Annotated in this window: 21 protein-coding genes; 11 read left to right on the forward strand and 10 right to left on the reverse strand. The window is 59.9% G+C overall.

Annotated features, from left to right (window positions below):
- Positions 1 to 74: 74 nt before the first annotated feature.
- The 4 genes from C9E91_RS05525 to thrC are packed head-to-tail and all read right to left on the reverse strand — an operon-like array spanning position 75 to position 6,365.
- Positions 75 to 2,987: a sensor domain-containing phosphodiesterase gene (locus tag C9E91_RS05525; RefSeq protein WP_107107368.1), complete on the reverse strand. Its 2,913-nt coding sequence runs from the start codon at positions 2,985 to 2,987 to the stop codon at positions 75 to 77.
- A complete protein-coding gene (locus C9E91_RS05530; protein ID WP_107107369.1) occupies positions 2,984 to 3,598 on the reverse strand; it encodes a GNAT family N-acetyltransferase in 615 nt (204 codons plus the stop codon). The genes C9E91_RS05525 and C9E91_RS05530 overlap by 4 nt, the downstream gene beginning before the upstream one ends.
- A 50-nt stretch (positions 3,599 to 3,648) precedes the next feature.
- A complete protein-coding gene (locus tag C9E91_RS05535) occupies positions 3,649 to 4,947 on the reverse strand; it encodes a M16 family metallopeptidase (RefSeq protein ID WP_107107493.1) in 1,299 nt (432 codons plus the stop codon).
- Positions 4,948 to 4,967: 20 nt separating this feature from the next.
- Positions 4,968 to 6,365, reverse strand: coding sequence for a threonine synthase (gene thrC / locus C9E91_RS05540; protein WP_107107370.1), 1,398 nt, complete (start codon positions 6,363 to 6,365; stop codon positions 4,968 to 4,970).
- A gap of 420 nt (positions 6,366 to 6,785) precedes the next feature.
- Between thrC and C9E91_RS05545 the strand changes: the two genes are divergently transcribed.
- Entirely contained in the window at positions 6,786 to 7,316 is a 531-nt protein-coding gene (locus C9E91_RS05545; protein WP_245407430.1) for a hypothetical protein, read from the forward strand.
- Positions 7,317 to 7,498: 182 nt separating this feature from the next.
- Positions 7,499 to 7,909 (forward strand): hypothetical protein, encoded by a 411-nt coding sequence (locus C9E91_RS05550; protein ID WP_107107372.1) that lies wholly within the window; start codon positions 7,499 to 7,501, stop codon positions 7,907 to 7,909.
- Between the two features lie 58 nt (positions 7,910 to 7,967).
- On the opposite strand, the gene C9E91_RS05555 is transcribed toward C9E91_RS05550, so the two are convergent.
- From C9E91_RS05555 to C9E91_RS05565, 3 genes are all read right to left on the reverse strand, one after another.
- Positions 7,968 to 8,660 (reverse strand): HAD family hydrolase, encoded by a 693-nt coding sequence (locus tag C9E91_RS05555; protein WP_107107373.1) that lies wholly within the window; start codon positions 8,658 to 8,660, stop codon positions 7,968 to 7,970.
- A gap of 265 nt (positions 8,661 to 8,925) precedes the next feature.
- Entirely contained in the window at positions 8,926 to 9,267 is a 342-nt protein-coding gene (locus tag C9E91_RS05560) for a MarR family winged helix-turn-helix transcriptional regulator (RefSeq protein ID WP_181316018.1), read from the reverse strand.
- Positions 9,268 to 9,472: 205 nt separating this feature from the next.
- Positions 9,473 to 10,177: an ArsR/SmtB family transcription factor gene (locus tag C9E91_RS05565; RefSeq protein ID WP_107107375.1), complete on the reverse strand. Its 705-nt coding sequence runs from the start codon at positions 10,175 to 10,177 to the stop codon at positions 9,473 to 9,475.
- A gap of 71 nt (positions 10,178 to 10,248) precedes the next feature.
- On the opposite strand from C9E91_RS05565, the gene C9E91_RS05570 reads away from it, so the two are divergent.
- The 3 genes from C9E91_RS05570 to C9E91_RS05580 all read left to right on the forward strand — a co-directional run bounded on the left by C9E91_RS05570 (position 10,249) and on the right by C9E91_RS05580 (position 12,193).
- Complete coding sequence (locus C9E91_RS05570) at positions 10,249 to 10,578, forward strand: NIPSNAP family protein (RefSeq protein ID WP_107107376.1); 330 nt, start codon at positions 10,249 to 10,251, stop codon at positions 10,576 to 10,578.
- Entirely contained in the window at positions 10,575 to 10,961 is a 387-nt protein-coding gene (locus C9E91_RS05575) for an antibiotic biosynthesis monooxygenase family protein (protein WP_107107377.1), read from the forward strand. The genes C9E91_RS05570 and C9E91_RS05575 overlap by 4 nt, the downstream gene beginning before the upstream one ends.
- Before the next feature lie 101 nt (positions 10,962 to 11,062).
- Positions 11,063 to 12,193, forward strand: a complete 1,131-nt coding sequence (locus tag C9E91_RS05580) for a site-specific DNA-methyltransferase (protein ID WP_107107378.1) — start codon at positions 11,063 to 11,065, stop codon at positions 12,191 to 12,193.
- Between the two features lie 170 nt (positions 12,194 to 12,363).
- Here C9E91_RS05580 and C9E91_RS05585 read toward each other — a convergent pair whose 3' ends face one another.
- The 3 genes from C9E91_RS05585 to mutY are packed head-to-tail and all read right to left on the reverse strand — an operon-like array spanning position 12,364 to position 14,456.
- A complete protein-coding gene (locus C9E91_RS05585) occupies positions 12,364 to 12,729 on the reverse strand; it encodes a YybH family protein (protein ID WP_107107379.1) in 366 nt (121 codons plus the stop codon).
- A 3-nt stretch (positions 12,730 to 12,732) separates the two neighbouring features.
- The gene (locus C9E91_RS05590) at positions 12,733 to 13,347 is read right to left on the reverse strand and encodes an HAD family hydrolase (protein WP_107107380.1); all 615 of its coding nucleotides are present in this window, start codon (positions 13,345 to 13,347) and stop codon (positions 12,733 to 12,735) included.
- The gene (gene mutY, locus C9E91_RS05595) at positions 13,344 to 14,456 is read right to left on the reverse strand and encodes an A/G-specific adenine glycosylase (protein WP_107107381.1); all 1,113 of its coding nucleotides are present in this window, start codon (positions 14,454 to 14,456) and stop codon (positions 13,344 to 13,346) included. The genes C9E91_RS05590 and mutY overlap by 4 nt, the downstream gene beginning before the upstream one ends.
- A gap of 316 nt (positions 14,457 to 14,772) precedes the next feature.
- Here mutY and C9E91_RS05605 point away from each other — a divergent pair, with 316 nt between their 5' ends.
- The 6 genes from C9E91_RS05605 (at position 14,773) to C9E91_RS05630 (ending at position 20,644) form a co-directional block, all read left to right on the forward strand.
- On the forward strand, positions 14,773 to 15,021 hold the full coding sequence (locus C9E91_RS05605; RefSeq protein WP_107107383.1) for a hypothetical protein: 249 nt from the start codon (positions 14,773 to 14,775) through the stop codon (positions 15,019 to 15,021).
- 57 nt (positions 15,022 to 15,078) lie between these two features.
- Positions 15,079 to 15,597 (forward strand): DUF721 domain-containing protein, encoded by a 519-nt coding sequence (locus tag C9E91_RS05610; RefSeq protein ID WP_245407431.1) that lies wholly within the window; start codon positions 15,079 to 15,081, stop codon positions 15,595 to 15,597.
- 77 nt (positions 15,598 to 15,674) lie between these two features.
- Positions 15,675 to 15,899, forward strand: a complete 225-nt coding sequence (gene relB, locus C9E91_RS05615; RefSeq protein ID WP_028750684.1) for a type II toxin-antitoxin system RelB family antitoxin — start codon at positions 15,675 to 15,677, stop codon at positions 15,897 to 15,899.
- The gene (locus tag C9E91_RS05620) at positions 15,883 to 16,155 is read left to right on the forward strand and encodes a type II toxin-antitoxin system RelE family toxin (protein WP_107107384.1); all 273 of its coding nucleotides are present in this window, start codon (positions 15,883 to 15,885) and stop codon (positions 16,153 to 16,155) included. The genes relB and C9E91_RS05620 overlap by 17 nt, the downstream gene beginning before the upstream one ends.
- Positions 16,156 to 16,342: 187 nt before the next feature.
- Positions 16,343 to 17,080, forward strand: coding sequence for a DsbA family protein (locus C9E91_RS05625; RefSeq protein ID WP_107107385.1), 738 nt, complete (start codon positions 16,343 to 16,345; stop codon positions 17,078 to 17,080).
- A 102-nt stretch (positions 17,081 to 17,182) separates the two neighbouring features.
- Positions 17,183 to 20,644, forward strand: a complete 3,462-nt coding sequence (locus tag C9E91_RS05630) for a chromosome segregation SMC family protein (RefSeq protein ID WP_107107386.1) — start codon at positions 17,183 to 17,185, stop codon at positions 20,642 to 20,644.
- The last annotated feature ends 127 nt before the right edge of the window (positions 20,645 to 20,771 follow it).

Below are 20,771 nucleotides of genomic sequence, written 5' to 3' on the forward strand. Positions count from 1 at the left end.
TCTCTGCAAACGAGGAAAGGAGGCCCGAAGCGCAAGCGCCGTACAGGCCTCTCACTGATAGGCGAGGGCGCCGGCTACGCCCGCTTCGTCAGCGGAAAGCGTTCCTTCAGCAGGCGCACCACTGAATCCGAGCCCATCGGCGGACCGAAGATGAAGCTCTGGCCATAGGCACAGCCCATCTTGGCGAGTTCGAGCGCATCCTCTTCCGACTCGATGCCTTCGGCGACGACACGCATGTTGAGCTCGCGCGCCATGGAAATCACCGAGCGCAGAAGCACGGCCTTCTTGTCGCTTTCATCACGCACCATCGCCTTGTCGAGCTTGATCGTGTCGAACGGGAAGCGGGTGAGATAGGAGAGCGAGGAGTAACCGGTGCCGAAATCGTCAAGCGCCAGGCCGATGCCTGCTTCGCGCAGCTTGCCCAGCACAAGGCGGGCCTGTTCCGGATTCTCCATCACCTGCGATTCCGTCAATTCGAGCTTGATGCGGTTCGGCTCGCAATGGGTTTTGGCGAGCAGGGCGCGGATATCGTCATAGAGCTCATTGTTGAGGAGCTGCACGCTGGACAGGTTGATGGAAACGAAGAGCGGCAGGTCGCCGGTCTGGCGCTGCCAGCCCATCAGGTCATTGGTCGCCTGCTCCATCGCAAACATGCCGAGCGGGCCGATAATGTCGGAAGCCTCGGCGATCGGGATGAATTCCGACGGCGGAATATTGCCGCGTTTCGGATGCTCCCAGCGCATCAGCGCCTCGAAACCGGCGATTTCGGCATCTTCCAGCCGAACGATCGGTTGATAAACCAGCGACAGTTCCTTGCGCTCGACGGCGCGGCGAAGGTCCGTTTCAAGCTGCAGGCGGTCGGTACCGAAGCTGCGGAACGCAGGCTGGAAAGGTTCGACGCGATTGCCGCCAGCGCGCTTGGCGCGGTACATGGCAAGCTCGGCGTCACTCATGAGACCGGTCGCGCTCTCCTGCTGGTCGACCCAGGAGGTCAGCCCGATCGAAGCCGTCAGGATGATTTCGCGATTGGCGAAATTGATTGGCACCATGATCGCCTTGCTGATCGCATCGGCGAAATCGGCAACCTTCGCCGGGTCGCGTTCGGAAACTAGAATAAGGCCGAACTGATCGCCGGAAAGCCGCGCCAGCGTGTCCTGCGGCTTCATCAGGCGGCGCAGGCGCCGCGTCAGCGCGATCAGGATATTGTCGCCGGCAGCGACACCGAGTGTATCGTTAACCAGCTTATAGCGGTCGATGTCGATCACCATCACAGTCGGACGCACCTGATTGCCTTCCGGTGCCAAGGTGAGAACGGCCTGCAGGCGGTCGATGAAGACCTGGCGGTTCGGCAGGCCAGTCAGATTGTCGTGCAGCGCGTCGTGCAGCAGCCGCTCGATCGAATTCTTCTGCTCGGTGACGTCGACGACGGTGCCGACGCAGCGGATGATTTCGCCGTTCGAGCCGAGCACCGGCCGGGCGCGGATCGACAGCCAGTGGAAATGCCCGTCTTCGGCGCGAATCCGGAACTCATGGTTCAGCCGGCCTCGGCGGTGTTCGAGGAGCACGTCGAGCGTCGCGCGGAAGCGGTCGCGGTCGTCGGGGTGCAAGCGCGGCAGCCAGTTGCGCGCCGCGCCATGCATGGTGCCGGGCGACAGGCCGAGTTTCATCGAGATATCCGGTGTCGTCACCACGCGGTCGCGTGCCACGTCCCAATCCCAAACCGTATCGCCGGAGCCGGTGAGCGCCAAGGATTGCCGCTCGAGATCGGAAAACAGGCCCTGCTGAAATGCGCCGCCGGCAAAGGCGTGCTGCATCACCGTAAACCCGATCAGCAGCACGATCAGAACGAGGCCGCCGCCGAGCGCCGGCTGGATGATGTCGTTGTCGAGCTTGCCGGTGATCGTCATCCAGGCGCCGAACAGCCAGACCAGGATCAGCGCCCAGGCGGGCACCAGCAGAATGGCGCGGTCATAGCGGCTGAAGCCGAGATAGATGATCAGCAGCAGGCCCGCGGTTGCCGTCAGTGCCAACGACAGCCGCGCGACACCGGCCGCGATCGACGGATCATAGATCGCGACGCCGAAGAGAAGGGCGAGACCGAGTACCCAGGCAAGGGTCACATAGCCCAGATGCGCATGCCAGCGATTGAGGTTCAGATAGGTGAATAGGAAGATCACCAGGCTCGAAGCGAGCGCCACCTCCGCACAGGCGCGCCATATTCGCTGATCGCTGGAAGTGATGCTGATAAGTTTGCCGAGGAAACCGAAGTCGACGCAGATATAGCCGAGCACCGCCCAGGCAAGCGCGGCCGTCGCCGGCAGCATCGAGGTGCCTTTGACGACGAAGAGAATGGTCAGGAACACCGCCAGCAGACCGGCAATGCCAAGCACGATGCCGCGATAGAGCGTGAAGGCGTTGACCGTATCCTTGTAGGCATTCGGCTCCCAGAGATAGAGCTGCGGCAGGCTGGGTGAGGAGAGTTCGGCGACGAAAGTCACGACCGCGCCGGGGTTCAGCGTGATGCGGAAAACATCCGCCTCGTCGCTCGGCTGCCGGTCGAGGGCAAAGCCTTCGCTCGGCGTGATCGCGATAATGCGTTGCGAGCCGAGATCCGGCCAGAACAATTTCGAGTTCACCAGACGGAAGTGGGGCGCGACGATGACGCGTTCGAGCTGCTCTTCCGAGACATTGGCGAGTGCAAAGACGGCCCAGTCGCCCTGATGGTTCGGCGAAGAAGAGCGTACCTCAATACGGCGGCGAATGCCGTCGGCGCCGGCTGCGGTGGAAACCTGAAAGGCCTCGCCCTGATTGGTGTAGATCTCGGTCGTCGCTGTCAGGTCAAGCGCGGTGTCGTCGCGCGAAATCTTCACGGGTTCGGCTGCGTGCGCCATGCCGGCAAGGAAGAACAACAGCACAGCCGTGAGCGTCGCGAGGATCGCGGACAACCATTTGGCCAATGGCGGGGTCGGCGTGAGATCGGCGGTCATCGTTTGTCGGATTTTCTGCTCGGGTCGACGTCGGACGCCAACCGGGAAAACATCACGTGATCACGCCACTGACCGTTAATTTTTAGATAACCGCGCAAATGACCTTCCCGTTGGAAACCGGCCTTTTCCAAAAGCCGCATGCTACGCTCATTATCCGGAATACAGGCTGCTTCAATACGGTGCAACTCAAGTCCCGAAAAGATATAGGGTATAACCAACTGAAGTGCGGCGAACATATGGCCCTGGCCCGAATGCCGCTCGCCCATCCAATAGCCAATCATGCAGCTTTGTGCAGCACCACGACGGATGTAACCGATGGTAATGCCGCCGAGCAAGGTCATATTCTCTTTAAGAAAAATGAAAAGGGGAATCGCCTGGCCGGAACTGTATTCCTGCTTTCCCCGGATGACACGGGCCCGATAGGCGCCCTCGGTCAGTTCGTCATGTCGCCAGGTAGGCTCCCAGGGTTCCAGGAAGCGCCGGCTTTCGGCCCGCAACCGGTGCCATTGATTGAAGTCGGAATAGCGCGGCAGACGCAGCAGATAGGTCGCGTTTTCGAGTTCGACCGCGTCCGGATGACGTGACAGAAACCGAAAGACCGATTTTTGCATTCCGCCCAGTACTCCCCAAAAGATTGAACCCATCGGCTCGCGATGCGGTCTTAGCCACTCGCGCTTTTGGAGGCGGGGGTCGACGATGACAAGGATGTGACGATATCTTCCATCGGCGCCAACTGCTCCAGCGGACCGATCGCCGACAGCGTCGGCACCGTGTCGAAGAACAGGCGGCCGGCAAGATCGGTCAGCCGGTCGATGGTAATGCCCTGCAGCCGTTCCAGCATCTCCTGATTTGGAATCGGCCGGCCGTAAAGCATCATTTGCCGCGCGATCTGGCCGGCGCGGGCCGCCGGGCTTTCCTGCCCCATTAGCAACTGCGCGCGGATCTGGGCGCGGGCACGCTCGATTTCCTGCTGTTCGATCTTGTGCGAGGACTTATGCAGCTCGTCAACGATGACCGGCAGCAGTTCCGGCAGGTTCTCGCCACCGGTCGCGGCATGGATGCCGAAAATGCCGGTGTCGGAAAAGCCCCAATGGAAGGCATAGACGGAATAGCAGAGGCCGCGGAACTCGCGCACTTCCTGAAACAGCCGCGAGGACATGCCGCCGCCGAGGATGTTGGCGAGGATCTGCGAGCAATAGAAATCGCGGGTGTGATAGGCGCGTCCCTCGAAGCCGAGCAGGATCTGTGCATCCATCAGGTCGCGCGTCTCGCGGATATTGCCGCCGATATAGCGGGCTGGCTCGATGACGGGCGGCGCCGACGGTTTGGTCGGCAGGGAGGAGAAGCGCTCTTCGACCTGGCGCACGAAGCTTTCATGATCGACGGCGCCGGCGGCCACCACGAACATGCGGTCGGTCGTGTAATTCCGGCTGAGATAACCGCGAATTTGATCGGGCGAGAAGGAGACGACGGTCTCCGGCGTGCCGAGAATCGCCCGGCCGAGCGTCTGGCCGCGATAGGCGACTTCGGAAAATTTGTCGAAGACCACGTCGTCGGGCGTGTCGTTCGCAGCGTTGATTTCCTGCAGGATGACCTGCTTTTCGCGCTGCAGCTCATCTTCGTCGAAGGCGGATTCGGTCAGGATATCAGCGAGGATATCGACGGCGAGCGGCACATGATCCTTCAGCACGCGGGCATAATAGGAGGTCGTCTCGGTCGATGTGGCGGCATTGACTTCGCCGCCGACATTTTCGATTTCCTCGGCGATCTCACGCGCCGTGCGACGGGCCGTACCCTTGAACGCCATGTGTTCGAGCAGATGCGCGATGCCGTGTTCCGCTTCGGTTTCGTTGCGCGAACCCGATTTGATCCAGACGCCGAGTGCCACGCTTTCGAGGTGTGGCATCGTCTGGGTCGCTATTGTCAGCCCGGACGCAAGCCGGGTGCACTCCACTGTCATCGTCTGTCTTTCTGCGTCTATCATTCCCCGGCCCGGGCATGCTTGCCGATAAAAGTTTCAACGGCTTTCAGCTCGGGATCGAGGACATCGAAACGCTCCTCCCTGTTCATCAATCCAGCAAGCCACGTCGGAAGCGCCGGGTCAATACCACATGCGGATTTTACTGCCGCGGGGAATTTTGCCGGATGCGCGGTCGCAAGCGTCACCATCGGGCTTGATGACTTCTCGTTTTTCTCCGCCACGAAGACGCCGATGGCCGTGTGCGGATCGATGAGATAGCCGGTGTTGTCGAGTGTTTCGCGGATCGTCGCAGCGACCTGCTTCTCGCTGGCGCGGCCGGCGCGGAAATCCCTCTTGATGAACTTCAGGGCATCTTCGCCGATCGAAAAACCCTTCGATTGTTTCAGGCTTTCCATCGCTGCGCGCACCTTCGATGCGTCACGGCCATAGGCTTCGAACAGCAGCCGCTCGAAGTTGGAGGAGATCTGAATGTCCATCGACGGCGCGGTAGTGGCCTTGACCTCGCGCATCTCGTAGCGGCCGGTCTTCAAGGTGCGTGCGAGAATGTCGTTTTCATTGGTGGCGATCACCAGCCGGTCGATGGGCAGACCCATGCGCTTGGCGACGTAGCCGGCGAAAATATCGCCGAAATTGCCGGTCGGAACGGTGAAGGAAATCTTCCTGTCCGGACCGCCGAGGGCGACGGCCGTGGTGAAGTAATAGACCACCTGCGCCATGATGCGCGCCCAGTTGATGGAATTGACGCCCGAAAGTTTGACGCGGTCGCGGAAAGCGGTGTCGTTGAACATGGCTTTGACCAGGTTCTGGCAATCATCGAAATTGCCGTTGAGCGCCAGCGCATGCACATTGGCCGCCGTTGAGGTGGTCATCTGCCGTTGCTGCACCGGCGAGACCTTGCCATGCGGGAAGAGGATGAAGATGTCGGTGCGTCCGCGTCCGGCAAAGGCGTCGATCGCCGCGCCGCCGGTATCGCCCGAGGTCGCGCCGACGATGGTCGCCCTCTGCCCGCGCTTTTCCAGCGCATAATCCATCAGCCGGGCGAGCAACTGCATGGCGACATCTTTGAAGGCAAGCGTCGTGCCGTGGAACAGCTCAATCACGAAGCTATTCGGACCTGTCTGCACCAGCGGCGCGACGGCCGGATGGCGGAAGGTGGCATAGGCCTCGTCGATCATGCCCCGGAAGACATCGTCCGGAATTTCGCCGTTGGTGAAAGGCGACAGCACGGCGAAGGCGACGTCCTGATAGCTCTTGCCGCGGAAGGCGCGGATCTCTTTTTTCGTAAGAGTCGGCCATTCACGGGGCACATAGAGCCCGCCATCGCGCGCAAGGCCGGCCAGAAGGGCATCGCAGAAGCCAAGGGCAGGGGCTTCTCCCCGCGTTGAGATATAGTCCACGGTCTATAATTCCTTTGGTCGCAAAATTGCCGGAGTGGTGGGGTGAGAGAATAAAAGAACGAAGCGATGGCAGCCCGTCTTTTTGCGTCGGATCAGCCGCGTGGTTTTCGCGTTTGTGCAATGCCCGCCCAGCTCAGTCTGGCGGGCGGCGGCTTGCGCCAATCTGTGGACGTCGAAAAGTGAGCCAAAACGGTGCCTACCCAATCGATTTTTCGCTGCGCCGCTGGTATAGACCATCGCCAAGTGTCATAAAAGGCCCGTCGAACAGGCTGCAGGCCGATAATGTAAATTATTGCAGAGGGTGGAATAATAGTGTTTGGCAAGGTTTCGCGTCGTCTTTTCTCCGCTTCGCTTATGGCATTGTTGGCAGGTTGTAATTCTCTTGGTTTTGGCGGTAGCGACAAGCCGTCCGGAACGGATGTGACGGTAGCGCCGCAGGCAACGGCGGCCAACGCGTCATCTGCCAGCCCCGCGCCACAGGTGACCGGTGGCCAGGCCTATATCGCCGGCAAATGCCCGCAAGTCGTAATCCGCGACGAGGCATCCAGCTATCGCACCTACGCCAAGGGCGCCAAGGATGATCCGAACCAGTTGACCTATCAGGCATCGCTCGCCCAGGCGACGCGCCAGTGCACGACCGATGGCACCAGCCTTAGCATCCATATCGTTGCGCAGGGCCGCCTTGTTGCCGGCCCGATGGGCGGCCCTGGCAAGGTGACCATACCGATCCATGTCGCCGTCATGGACAACAGCACCGCGCTCTATAGCAAGACCGTCAATTTCACCGCCGAAATCCCGCCGGGCGAAACCACGACGCAATTCCTCTTCACCGATGACGACATCAACGTCGCTGGCGGCTCCGGCGGTTTCACCGTGGTCCAGGTCGGATTCGATCAAGGGCCGCAGAAGCCGGAAAAAGGCCAGAAGCCTGTTCATAAGAAGCATAAGTAAGGCTGAGATTTAGGCAGTAGGATTGCAGGCTTGGTTTCAAGTCTGCGGATTTCGGCAACAGATACCGCGAGCTGTGATTTAGCGAGGGCAACTTCGCTGAAATTAGATACCAATATTTAAAATTGATCTCGAAGTTATATTGAACTGCATTGCTTGACCAAAACTAAGAAAGTTCCCTGCTTATGATCGAAGCGGTAGTCAAGAAAACGGGTGGAGTCCCATCGAACTACGCTATCATATTGTTCGGATTACTTTTCTTTCCTATTCAGATAGTCGCGATGCTCTTCGCCAAGAGGAGGCTCCACGAAGGAGATGACTGGGAAAGGTCTCATTATCAAATGCAGTATCGCAGTGCAGCGGCCTATCTGGTGATAGAAGCCGCTGTATTCGGCATCAAGGCGGCGACGTTATTCCTAATGCACGGAAAAATTTCCGCCGAAGTAACGAGCCTTCGGACTTGGTTGGTCTTCACCACCTTTGCAGGCTACGTGCCATTGGCTTGGCTCGCTATACGGTGCGTACGGGGCCTGTTTCTAGCAGGGGCGAAAACACCTTTGGTAAACCCGCGTTCTTATACCATTTGGCCTCGTTAAGGATTCAAAACGACAAAAAGTCGTTCGCACGAAGCTAGGCAAGACCGAGCCTATTGCCTCACAAAACGCCTTCCCACTCCGCCAGCGCCATGACCACGCCGGGCAGATCTGCCATCCGGGAGATGACCGTTTCCGCACCCGCATCTGTCAGCCGGTCGGCATGTGAAGGGTAGGTGTGCGAAGCGCCGGTGAAGCCGATGACGCGCATGCCGGCGGCGCGCGCCGCCTGGACGCCATGGACCGAGTCTTCGACGACGATAACGTTGGCCGGCGAAACGTTCGACTGCTTGGCGCCATGCAGGAAAATATCCGGCTTCGGCTTGACGCGATCGGCGCCGAGATCCTTGGCGGAATAGATATGCGGTGCAAAGAGTTCCTTGTAGCCGACCTTGGTGAGCATCATCTCGAGCCGCGCGGAGCTGGAGTTCGAGCAGACGCAACGCGGGATCGGCAGGCGCGACAGGGCGAGGGGAACGCCCGGGATAGCCTTGACGTCATTGGCGAGCCTCAGGTCCAGAAGCTTCTCTGACTTGTCGAGCAGCGATGCCGACAGCGGAATGCTCGCCTCACGCTCGACTTCGAACAGAATGTTCTGCCAGGTCATGCCGGAAAAACGCTCGCCCATTTCTTCGGCGCTGATCGGGTAACCCGCTTCCGTCAGGAGCTTGGATTCAACTTCCGCCGCGATGATTTCCGAATCGACCAGAACGCCGTCGCAGTCGAAGATGATGAGGTCGAAGCCATTGCCCATAAGAATACACTGCCTTTGAAGGAGCTCTGGATTTGGCATGCCTTATCCAAAAGCCGCTTAGCGCTTTTGGGGCCTGCTCTGAAAAGGATCGTGCGGCTTTACACGATGCTCCGGCAAAGCTCAACCAATCAGCAGGCATGGCAGAAGTGCGCTGACGGAAGGGATAGGCCAAAGTTTAAGGCCCGAAGTCGGCTTCCGGGGAGGTTATCGGGACGAATCTGCTCCCAATTCCGCCGACAGCCTATCCGGCCTCACTGAGAATGAGTCAGCCGTGATGGGTCATGTTGAAAAAGTCGCTGCGCAGGCTTTTGGCATGCAATGGGCCGACCTGCGCCTCATATTCCTCTTGAGCCGCCTGCCAGAAAGGCTCTACCTCCGCGATCTTGCCTTGCCCCGCCGGCGATAGCTCCAACATCAGCCGACGACTCCCTTCCGTTTCCGGCACGCTGATGATCAGTCCCTGTCGCTGCAGCGGCTTCACGGCCCGCAGCAGGGTCGTGCGGTCCATCAGCATCGCGGCCGCCAGTTCGTTCATGGTCAGGTGGCCATTCTGGTGGAGGAAATTCAGGAGCGAAAACTGGGTGCTGGTTATGCCGGTCGGCGCCATATGCCGCTCGTAAAGTTTCGAGACGTGCCTCGCCAGTTGCCTAGTCATCAGGCAATGGCACGCAAGGGGACCAAGATCGTCTTCGGTTTGCATGGGTACACTATGCTTGTGCATATGCACTAAGTCAAGTTGCAGTTGCACTTGCCCTCGGTGCCAGCCATGCGCCGGTACGTGACCATTCCGGCGGCTAGAGGCAGGCGCTGTCCTATCCTCTATCCATCTCGCCGGCTTCGATCGGAAATAGCGCCAGAAACCGGCGTTCGCCCTCCGAGGTAAACAGGATCGAACGGCTGTTTTCCGTTCGTCGCGCCCAGCCCTTGTCGAAGAAATTGGAAAGCAGCGCCTTGCCAAGGCTGCCGGCGAGATGGGCTCGGCGTTCGCTCCAGTCGAGGCAGGAGCGGCAGAGCGGACGCCGCGTCGAGCGCAGCCCGGTCACGTCTATGCCGATCGAGGTAAGCTGTGTTTCGCCGCGTTCCGTCAGGCTCAAGCCGTCATCAAGCGCCGAGATCGCGCCGGATGCGATCAGGCTGTCAAGCATGCGCACGCCGTAATCGCCGGCAAGATGGTCGTAGCAGATGCGCGCTTTGCGCAGCGCCGGTTCTTTCGGACCGGGGCGATGGCGCAGGTGTCCCCGCGTGGCGGCGAAGCCCATGATATTTTCGAGCAGCTTGCCGACGCCATCGTCGGCCAGCGCGAAATAGCGGTGTCGGCCCTGCTTTCGTTGCGCAAGCAACCCGCCTGCTTCGAGTTTCGACAAATGCGTGCTCGCCGTCTGCAGCGTGATGCCGCCGACCTCCGCCAGCTCCGTTGCCGTCAGAGCACGGCCGCCCATCAGCGCGGTGAGCATGTTCGCCCGCGCCGGGTCGCCGATGAGTGCGCCGATCTGCGCTATGTCAGGACCTTCCTTCATACTTCGATCGTAACCGAAGCATCGACGTCACGCAATATGCGAGAACATCTTCATCACGAAAGGAGAAAACCATGATCACCTGTTTCATCCGCTACGAAATCGATCCGTTCAAGAAGGAGGCCTTTGCCGAATACGCCAAGGCCTGGGGCCAGGTCATTCCACGCAACGGCGCTGATCTCATCGGCTATTTCGCCCCACATGAGGGTTCGGCGACGACCGCTTACGGCGTCTACAACATCGAAAGCCTGGCTGCTTACGAAGCCTATCGCGCGCGCCTCGCAGCCGACCCGCTCGGCAAGGCGAACTACGATTTCTCCTGCCGCGAACGCTTCATCCTCAGGGAAGATCGCATCTTCCTGAAAAACGTGTCGCTGCCGCACGGTCCGAAGGTGACGCCATGATCGCTGTCATTTTCGAGGTCGTTCCCTATCTCGGCGAGCGTCATCACTATCTCGATCTTGCCGGCAAGCTGCGCGCGGAGCTTGAAACGATCGACGGTTTCATCTCCATCGAGCGCTTCGAGAGCCTGACGCAACGCGGCAAGCTTCTCTCGCTGTCCTTCTGGCGCGACGAGGCGGCGGTGAAGGAGTGGCGCAATCGCGAAGCTCATCGTGCGGCACAGAAGGCCGGGCGAGGGGCGATATTTGCCGACTATCGGCTGCGCATAGCGCATGTGGTGCGCGATTACGGGATGAATGAGCGGGACGAGGCACCGGCGGACAGCAGGGCGGTACATGACGGATCGGGGACCGTAAGCGACGACGGACAATCGGCGCAAGCTTGAGAATTTGCAAAATGTGGTGCTCGCTTTAGCCTTTGGTAACCAACTTAGGTAACCATAACACTCAGTTAATCGTATCGAGTAAGTGTAACAGCGAGTATCACATGGCGTCAGTTTTCCCGCTTGCCGACCTCAGGACTTCCGCAACGCCGGGCTCTTGGGTCGACACGATCATCAAGGGCGATTGCGTGGCCGCTCTTGAAGCACTGCCCACCCATTCCGTCGACGTTATCTTCGCGGACCCGCCGTACAATCTGCAACTCGGCGGCACGCTGCATCGTCCCGACCAGTCGCTGGTCGACGCCGTCGATGACGAATGGGACCAGTTTGCCTCCTTCGAAGCTTATGATGCCTTTACCCGCGCCTGGCTGCTTGCCTGCCGTCGCGTGCTGAAGCCGACGGGCACGATCTGGGTCATCGGCTCCTATCACAATATCTTCCGCGTCGGCGCGACGATGCAGGATCTGAACTTCTGGATCCTCAACGACATCGTCTGGCGCAAGACCAATCCGATGCCGAATTTCAAGGGCCGCCGTTTCCAGAACGCCCATGAAACGATGATCTGGGCGAGCCCAAACGCCAAGGCCAAGGGCTACACCTTCAACTACGATGCCATGAAAGCAGCCAATGACGATGTGCAGATGCGCTCCGACTGGCTGTTCCCGATCTGCAGCGGCGGCGAGCGCTTGAAGGATCAGGATGGCAAGAAGGCCCATCCGACACAGAAGCCGGAAGCCCTGCTTGCCCGCGTCATCATGGCGTCTTCCAAACCCGGTGACATCATTCTCGATCCCTTCTTCGGCTCGGGCACCACCGGCGCCGTTGCCAAGCGTCTTGGCCGCCACTTCGTCGGCATCGAGCGTGAGCAGGATTACATCGATGCGGCCAGCGCCCGCATCGCCGCTGTCGAGCCGCTCGGCAAGGCGGAACTGACCGTCATGACCGGCAAGAAGGCTGAAGTTCGCGTCGCCTTCAACGTGCTGATCGAAAGCGGCCTCATCAAGCCCGGCCAGGTGCTGACGGATGCGAGGCGCCGCTATAGCGCCATCGTGCGCGCCGACGGCACGGTCGCCTCCGGCGGCGAGGCCGGCTCCATTCATCGCCTCGGTGCGAAAGTCCAGGGCCTTGATGCATGCAACGGATGGACGTTCTGGCACTTCGACGACGGGCAGTCTCTGCGCCCGATCGACGAGCTGCGTTCGATCGTCCGCAACGATCTGGCCAAGGCTGAATAATCCCAACTATTTGCGCGGCATGATCTTATCCGAAAGCCTTTCCCGGTTTTCGGAATCATGCCGCAGCCGGATCCGCACATCCGCCTTCTTCCGTCGAGTACCTCCAGTTAGGGAGGAAGGCGAGACGCCCAGAGTTTACGAACTCTGGGCGCTTTTTTGGGCCTTCTGGCTCAGAATTCCTGATAGTCCGTCACCTCGACCCGGATGACGCGTCCGTCTTCATCGAAAGTGATCGTCTCCTCGCCCTCGCGGATGAGTGGTTTGCCGGTCTTGCTGTTTGTCGCCCGGACGGACCAGACAGAGCGGCCGGAAAGCGGCGTCAGCGTTTCCACCAAGGAATTGACGGCGGTTTGATCCGGATAGGTGTCGAAGTATCCCCGAAATGCCTCCATGATCGCCTCGCGGCCGGCAAGGCTGCCGACGCCGTTGGAGACATAGGTGGCATTCTCCTCGAAGAAGTTCTCGATTGCTTCGTAGTCGAGCCTGTTGATCGCGTCATGAAAGAGGGTGATGCGTTCTGCCGGATCGAAAACCATAGCTCAAACCTCGATGCCGTAGGCGGCGAGATCGCCGCGCAACTTCTCGGCGCCGGTGAAATGGACTGCATTCCAACCCGCGGCTTTTGCACCTTCGACGTTGGCGAGCGAATCGTCGATAAAAATGGTGGAGGCCGGGTCCAGACCGAAACTTTTCACATGCGCCTCGTAGATTGCAACATCCGGCTTGATCAGGCCAATGTCGCCGGACACGGTGACGCCGCGCGGCTTGGAGAGGAAATCAAAGCGTGTCTGCGCTTCGCGAAACGTGTCGGAGGCAAAATTGGTGAGCATCGTGACGTCACGGCCCTCGGCAATCAGCTTCTCCAGGATGGCGACGCTATCGTCGTAGGCATGCGGCACCATATCGTGCCAATTCTTGCGGAAGGCGCGGATATGTTCTTCCCGCTCGGGATGCTCAGCAATCAGCAACGCTTCGGCCTCTTCCCACGTCCGGCCACGATCCTGCTCGATATTCCATTCATTTGTGCAAACATTGGCGAGGAACCAGGCTCGCTCCGCGTCATCCGGGATGATGCGGTTAAAGGGGATGCTCGGATCGTAGTGAACAAGCACCTTGCCGATGTCGAAGACGATGTGCCGGATTTCCGTGGTCATGAATTATGCCCTGATATGTAAGTGCTGGCTTTACTGAATGCGCGTGGAATAGCCTGTGCGATCGCTTTTTTCATGACGGTCGGCAAGGCCTGCGCTTCAAGATTTGTAACCGGCTCCCACCATCCGTCATTGCTGGCAATCTTCGATGCCACCTGGGCGCGATAGATCGATAGCCGTAATTCGAAGTGGGTGAAGACATGCGTAACGGTGCCTGCTACCTGCCAATCAGCCGGAAAGGGAGCGGCGGTGGCGCTGGTCTCGCCGTCGATACGTGCCGTCCAGCCGGTCGTCGGCACTTCGGTCATACCGCCGAGAAGGCCGCTGGCGATGCGCCGGCGCAGGTAAATCTCGCCATCGCCATTCACCGCCACGAAAGCGGCACCCTGGCGTACCGGCCTTTCCTTCTTTGCCGCTTTGACCGGAAAATGTTCGGGATCATGCAGCCGCAATGCCTCGCAGGCATTGTTGAAGGGACAGAGCGAACAGGCCGGCCGTTTCGGGGTGCAGATCGTCGCGCCCAGATCCATCATCGCCTGCGCGAAATCACCGGGGCGATCGGCTGGCGTTAGCAGCGCCACTTTCTGCTTCATCAATGGTTTGGCGGCCGGCAAGGGTGTGGCGATGGCGTAAAGGCGGGAGATGACGCGCTCGACATTGCCGTCCATGACAGCCACTTGCCGGTTGAATGCGATGGCCGCGACCGCCGCAGCCGTATAGTCGCCGATCCCCGGCAAGGCCCGCAGCCCATCCTCGGTTTCAGGAAACTGCCCGCCATGCTCTGCCGCCACGGCCTCCGCGCATTTCTTGAGATTGCGGGCGCGGGCATAATAGCCAAGCCCGGCCCAGGCGGCCATGACATCGTCGGTAGGCGCCGTCGCAAGATCACGAACCGTCGGCCAGCGTTTCAGGAATTTGGCGAAATAGGCTTTGACCGCCGGCACCGTGGTCTGCTGCAGCATCACCTCCGACAGCCAGATATGATAAGGATCGGGCCGGATGCCGCGCGCAGCCATCGGCGGCGAAATCCGCCAGGGCAGGTCGCGGTGATGACGGTCGTACCAGGAAAGAAGCTCTCCGCTCAGGGACGATATCTGCGGTAAAATATCCATAATTTCCTATCGGTGAAGCGATTACATCCAACTCTCTAGACGCAATTGCTCGAGAAGTGAAAGTCGGAAAATATGAGACCCCCTAAACGCTGGAGATGAAGGAGAATTCACCATGCTTATCGAGCTTTTCGATCGTCTATTGAATGCGAGTCCCAACCTGGGGCTTCTGAATATCTGCGTCTTAGAAATTCTTTTCTTGTCGCTCGTCTATTGTATGATGTGGAAGTTATCGCACACACAACCATTTAAGGTTGTCATCGCTTATCTCAAACAAGAATTGCGGCCGCAGCAAGAGAAGCGCTCGGATCGCTCTTAAATGCTTTATCATGCTTTCGGTGCGCTCATCTTCTTTGTAATGGCGCTAAGCGTCTACGCCGCGTCGTCGGTTGTGTTGCTCGTTGCAGCTTGGCACACAGGTGAGAAGGGCGCATTTCCCCTACAGCTACTGGCCTTGGGATTTTTCCTTCTTGGTCTTGTTGCAACGCAACTGATGCGCAACAATGCAGTGAAAGAGTGGAGATTATTTCGTGCTCTTTTGCAAAACAGAAAAGGCAGTTCTCTTTGACATTCCTGCCGCGCCAATGCTTCGTTCTGACGCTGGGAAGCGACCTATAACCTCAAAATGAGCGAATATCGTCTGTCAAAAATGCCGCGTCGCGGCGAAAAACAGATTTCCGAGCTGACCAACGGTATCATTGATCCCGTTCTGGCGAAGCGTGCGGGAATTAATACCGCGCTGCTCGGTTCCTGGGACGAGATCGCCGGCGAGGATTTCGCCGAATGTACGCGGCCGGAAAAGATCGCCTGGGCCAAGCGTGGCGGCTCGGGCGACGATGGCGGTTACCAGCCCGGTGTGCTGACCATAGCCTGCGAGGGCGCCCGCGCCTTGTTTCTGACCCATGCGCAGGGCGAACTCATCCAGCGCATCAATGGTTTCTTTGGCTTCCACGCCGTCAGCCAAATCCGCATCGTTCAGAAGCCGGTCTCCATTGCCTCCAAACGCTCGCGCACGCCGCCGCCGCTGAAGGGCGAGGCGGCGCGAAAGCTGGAAGACATGATGGACGGCATCGAGGACGACAAGCTGCGTGCGGCAATTCAGAGGTTGGGCACCGTGATGGCGTGGAAGCGGGGCAAGAGATAGTTCTATTGTAATGACGAAAGCGGTTGGTCGGTGGGTTCCGGAATGCTATATTTGTATAGCACTTTGGAGAGAAGATGATGTTGGCCCTACGGCTTCCGCCGGAAATTGAAGCAAGGCTCGATGAGCTCGCCAAGCGTACCGGGCGTAGTAAAAGCTTTTATGCCCGTGAGGCGATCCTGGAGCACCTGGACGACCTTGAGGATATCTATCTCGCGGAGAAGCGCTTGGAAGAGTTTCGCCGGGGCGAGAGCGATACCGTTTCCCTGGCTGAGTTAATGGCACGCTATGGCGTGGACGATTGAGTTTCAGCGATCTGCGGAGCGCGAACTCGAAAAGCTTGGACATGAGACTGCGCGCCGCATTCTTAAATTTCTTCATGAGCGTGTTGCTAAGCTGGACAATCCGCGCTCCATCGGAGAGGCTTTGAAGGGTTCTGATCTCGGTGATTTCTGGAAATATCGGGTCGGAGACTGCCGAGTCATAGCGCACATCGAAGATAGCGCCATACGAATTCTGATTGTCCGAGTCGGAAATCGCCGCGAGGTTTATCGAAGATAGTCTCACATAGCGGTTCATCTTCAGGATCGACCGCTCATCCCCGTCAATTCTGACGATAATTTAATCTCTTTGTCTTCGGTAGGTCACAATTCTTTGAAGAAAGTTGGCCAAGCGTGCCTTGTTAGTAGCAACTAGCCGTTATATCGCAGTGAACCATTCAAAGACCTCTTAAACGACGGGTGACTTTATGCCGATGTCTGACATGCTCTTGACCAAACGCCACTTGCTGGGCGGCACCGCCGTCACAGCCCTCTCCCTGGCGTTCGCTGCCTTTGCCGACACCGCATCCGCCGCCAATGCCACTACGGTCGGCGGCGCCCAGGAGACCACCAACAGCGCTGCTTCGCCGGAGGATGCAATTCCGTCGTCGGAAGGCAACGTCGACATGAACGAGGTGCTGAAGCCCGGCCCGCTGCCGGAAATCGCGCTCGGCAAGGAAGACGCCCCGGTCAAGATCGTGGAATACATGTCGCTGACCTGCCCGCACTGCGCGCATTTCGCCACGACCACCTTCGATGCGATCAAGCAGAAATACGTCGACACCGGCAAGGCCCGCTTCATTATCCGCGAATTCCCCTTCGATCCGCGCGCTGCTGCTGCCTTCATGCTGGCCCGTTGCGCGCCGCAGGAACAGTACCTGCCGATGGTCGATATGCTGTTCAAGCAGCAGATCGCCTGGGCGTCGCCGGATGTCGATGGTCGCGCCGCACTGCTGCAAATGTCGAAACTTGCCGGTTTTACTGAGGATAGCTTTACGAAATGCTTGACGAACCAGAAGCTTCTGGATGATGTCAACTCAGTTAGGGAACGTGCAGCCAAAGACTTCGGCGTCAATGCTACGCCGACCTTCTTGATCAACGGCAAGCGTTATGCAGGGGACATGTCGGTTGGTGCCATGTCGAAGCTCATCGATAGCCTTCTCTGATCCGCGCCTTTTAGAAACGGCGGGCGGCGGGGAAACCTGCGCGCCCGCCTTTTTGTGCCCGCCTGTTACCTTCTCCCGCTCGGGGAGAAGGAGGTCTGACCCATGAAGTTCAACAGGCTTCGTCTGGTCGGCTTTAAGTCCTTCGTGGAGCCGGCGGAATTCGTCATCGAGCGCGGTTTGACCGGCGTCGTCGGGCCGAACGGCTGCGGCAAGTCCAACCTGGTCGAAGCGCTGCGCTGGGTGATGGGCGAGAATTCCTACAAGAACATGCGCGCTTCCGGCATGGATGATATCATCTTCTCCGGTTCCGGCAATCGCCCGGCGCGCAACACCGCGGAAGTCGGGCTCTATCTCGACAACAGCGACCGCACGGCGCCCGCCGCCTTTAATGACAGCGACGAAATCCAGGTGACCCGTCGCATCGAGCGCGAGCAGGGCTCGCTCTATCGCATCAATGGCAAAGAGGCCCGCGCCAAGGATGTGCAACTGCTGTTCGCCGATGCCTCGACCGGAGCGCGTTCGCCGTCGATGGTCGGGCAGGGGCGTATCGGCGAGCTGATCCAGGCCAAGCCCCAGGCGCGCCGGCAGCTTCTTGAAGAAGCGGCCGGCATTTCCGGCCTGCATTCGCGCCGGCATGAGGCGGAACTCCGTTTGCGCGCTGCCGAGGGCAATCTCGAGCGTCTCGACGACGTAACCTCGCAGCTTGAAAGCCAGATCGAGAGCCTGAAACGCCAGGCGCGTCAGGCCAACCGCTTCAAGATGCTCTCCGCCGACATCCGTGCCCGTGAGGCCATGCTCCTGCATATCCACTGGAAACAGGCCAAGGAAGCGGAAGCGGAGGCTGACAGCGCCCTCAACCAGGCAACTGTTCTGGTCGCCGAAAAGGCGCAGATACAGATGGAGGCGGCAAAGGCGCAGGGTATCGCCAGCTTCAAGCTGCCGGATCTGCGCGACGAGGAGGCGAAAGCCGCTGCCGCATTGCAGCGTCTGCAGATCGCTCGCACCCAGCTTGAAGAGGATGCCAACCGCATTTTGCGCCGTCGAGACGAGCTGACCCGGCGGTTGGCGCAACTGGCTGAAGATATCAGCCGTGAAGAGCGCCTTGTTGCCGACAATGCGGAGATTCTGGGCGGGCTCGATGCGGAGGAAGCCGATATTGCCGACATCCTCGCCGATTCCGGTCGGCTTGCCGAGGAGACACGCGAGGCTTTCGATGAGGCAGCCGCCAAGCTGGCCGACAGCGAGCGTATCTTTGCCACGCTGACTGCCGAGCGCGCCGAGGCCGCTGCCGCCCGCAATCAGCTCGAGCGCGCCATCCGCGATCTCGCCGACCGCAAGATGCGGCTGGAACGCCAGATGGACGAGGCCAGCCGCGAGCTTGACGCGATCGAGGAAAAGATAGCTGCCCTGCCGGACCCCGGCGAAAAGCGCGATGTGGTCGAAGCTGCCGAAACCGTCGTGGTCGATGCCGAGGCGGCGATCCAGCTCGTCGAGGCGGCCCTTTCCAGGGCCCGTGAAACCGAAGCTTTGTCGCGCACGCCGGTCGATCAAGCCCGTTCGCGGTTGAATGCCTTGGAGACGGAAGCGCGTACGATCGCCAATATGCTGGCGGCGGGAGCTACCGCGGCCACATTTGCACCTGTTGCGGAAGAGCTGCGCGTCGATCGTGGCTTCGAGATCGCGCTCGGCGCAGCGCTTGGCGACGATCTGGAATCGCCGCTGGATCCGCAGGCGCCGGTCTATTGGTCCGACAATGGCAGCGGCGCAACCGATCCCGCCTTGCCGGAAGGCGTCGTGCCGCTGATCTCGCATGTTGGGGCACCGGCGGCATTGACGCGACGTCTTCGCCAGATTGGCCTTGTCGCTGCCGAAGATGCCCTGCATCTCATGCCGGCGTTGAAGCCGGGCCAGCGGCTGGTGACGAAGGACGGCGCCGTATTTCGTTGGGACGGGCATGTGACCGGGGCAGACGCCCCCAGCGCGGCGGCTTTGCGGCTGGCACAGAAAAATCGTCTTGCTGAGCTCGAGGCCGAAGCCGAAATGGCGCGCGATGTCCTGGCCGAGGCCGAGGAGCGCTTGGCGATTGCCGGTGATGCGATCCGAGCCGAGGAAGGCCGTCTTGTTGCCGCTCGCGATACCAGCCGGCTTGCTGCCCGCCAGCTCGCGGAGGCTCGCGAAGCATTGGCGATGGCGGAGCGTGCCTCCGGCGATCTCATCCGCCGTCGCGACGTCATTTCGGAAGCCGCCAGCCATCTGCAGGCGCAGATGGAAGAGGTAACGGTGCGGGATGAAAATGCTCGCATCGAACTGGAGGATGCACCCGATCTGGCGGCCATCGATCTCAGGCTGCGCGATCAGCAGGTGGATGTCGCGACAGATCGCGGCGCGCTCGCCGAGGCGCGTGCCCGTTACGAAGGGCTGAATCGGGAAAACGAGGCGCGGCAGCGCCGCATCCTGGCGATCCGGCAGGAGCGTGACGGTTGGCGCCAGCGCGCCGCCAGTGCCGAAGAGCATATCCAGACCTTGCGCGACCGCGAGGAAGAGGCGCGTGATGAGGCCGCCGAGCTGGACCTCGCTCCGGATGAATTTGATGACAAGCGTCGTGGCCTGATGAATGAATTGCAGAGGGCCGAGGAGGCACGCCGCGCCGCGGCCGACCGCTTGGTCGAGGCGGAAATCGTTCAGCGCGAGGCCGATCGCCAGGCGGCCACAGCACTGTCAGAACTGGCGGAAAGCCGTGAAAAGCGCGGCCGCATCGAGGAGCGGCTGGTTTCTGCCCGCGAGCGTCGCCAGGAAAGCGAGTTGCGCATCCGTCAGGCGCTGAATGTCGAACCGCACGAGGTGTTGCGGCTTGCCGGCCTGTCGGCGGGGCAAAACGTCCCTGATTTGCGTGAGGTCGAGCGCGAGCTGGAGCGGCTGAGGATCGAACGCGAGCGCCTCGGTGCCGTCAACCTGCGTGCCGAGGAGGAAAGCAGGGAACTGACCGAGCGGCTGCGCGCCCTGATCAAGGAGCGCGACGATGTCATCGACGCTATTCGTAAGCTCCGCGGTGCGATCCAGAGCCTCAACCGCGAAGGCCGCGAGCGGCTGATCGCAGCTTTCGACGTGGTCAATGTGCAGTTCCAGCGGCTGTTTACCCATCTCTTCAGCGGCGGCACGGCCGAGCTGCAACTGATCGAATCCGACGATCCGCTGGAGGCGGGCCTCGAAATCCTCGCCCGCCCGCCGGGCAAGAAGCCGCAGACCATGACGCTGCTTTCCGGTGGCGAACAGGCGCTGACGGCGATGGCGCTGATCTTTGCCGTCTTCCTCACCAACCCGGCGCCGATCTGCGTGCTGGACGAAGTGGACGCGCCGCTCGACGATCACAATGTCGAGCGCTATTGCAATCTCATGGACGAGATGGCCGCCTCGACCGAGACGCGTTTCGTGGTCATTACCCACAATCCCATTACCATGGCGCGCATGGACCGCCTCTTCGGCGTGACCATGGCCGAACAGGGTGTCTCACAGCTTGTTTCCGTTGATTTGCAGACTGCGGAGCAGCTGCGGGAAATCGCTTGAGGCGCCTTTTTCCGATTGGAAAAAAGAAAAACTATTTCCATATCGACAAGAAATTGCTGCTTCGGCTGCCGCACAGCCGGAAAGCGTGTTAGATTTCTTTTCGATCAATAATACGTGGCGCTAATCC

Source organism: Rhizobium sp. SEMIA4064, from assembly GCF_003025035.1.
GTDB lineage: Bacteria > Pseudomonadota > Alphaproteobacteria > Rhizobiales > Rhizobiaceae > Rhizobium > Rhizobium paranaense.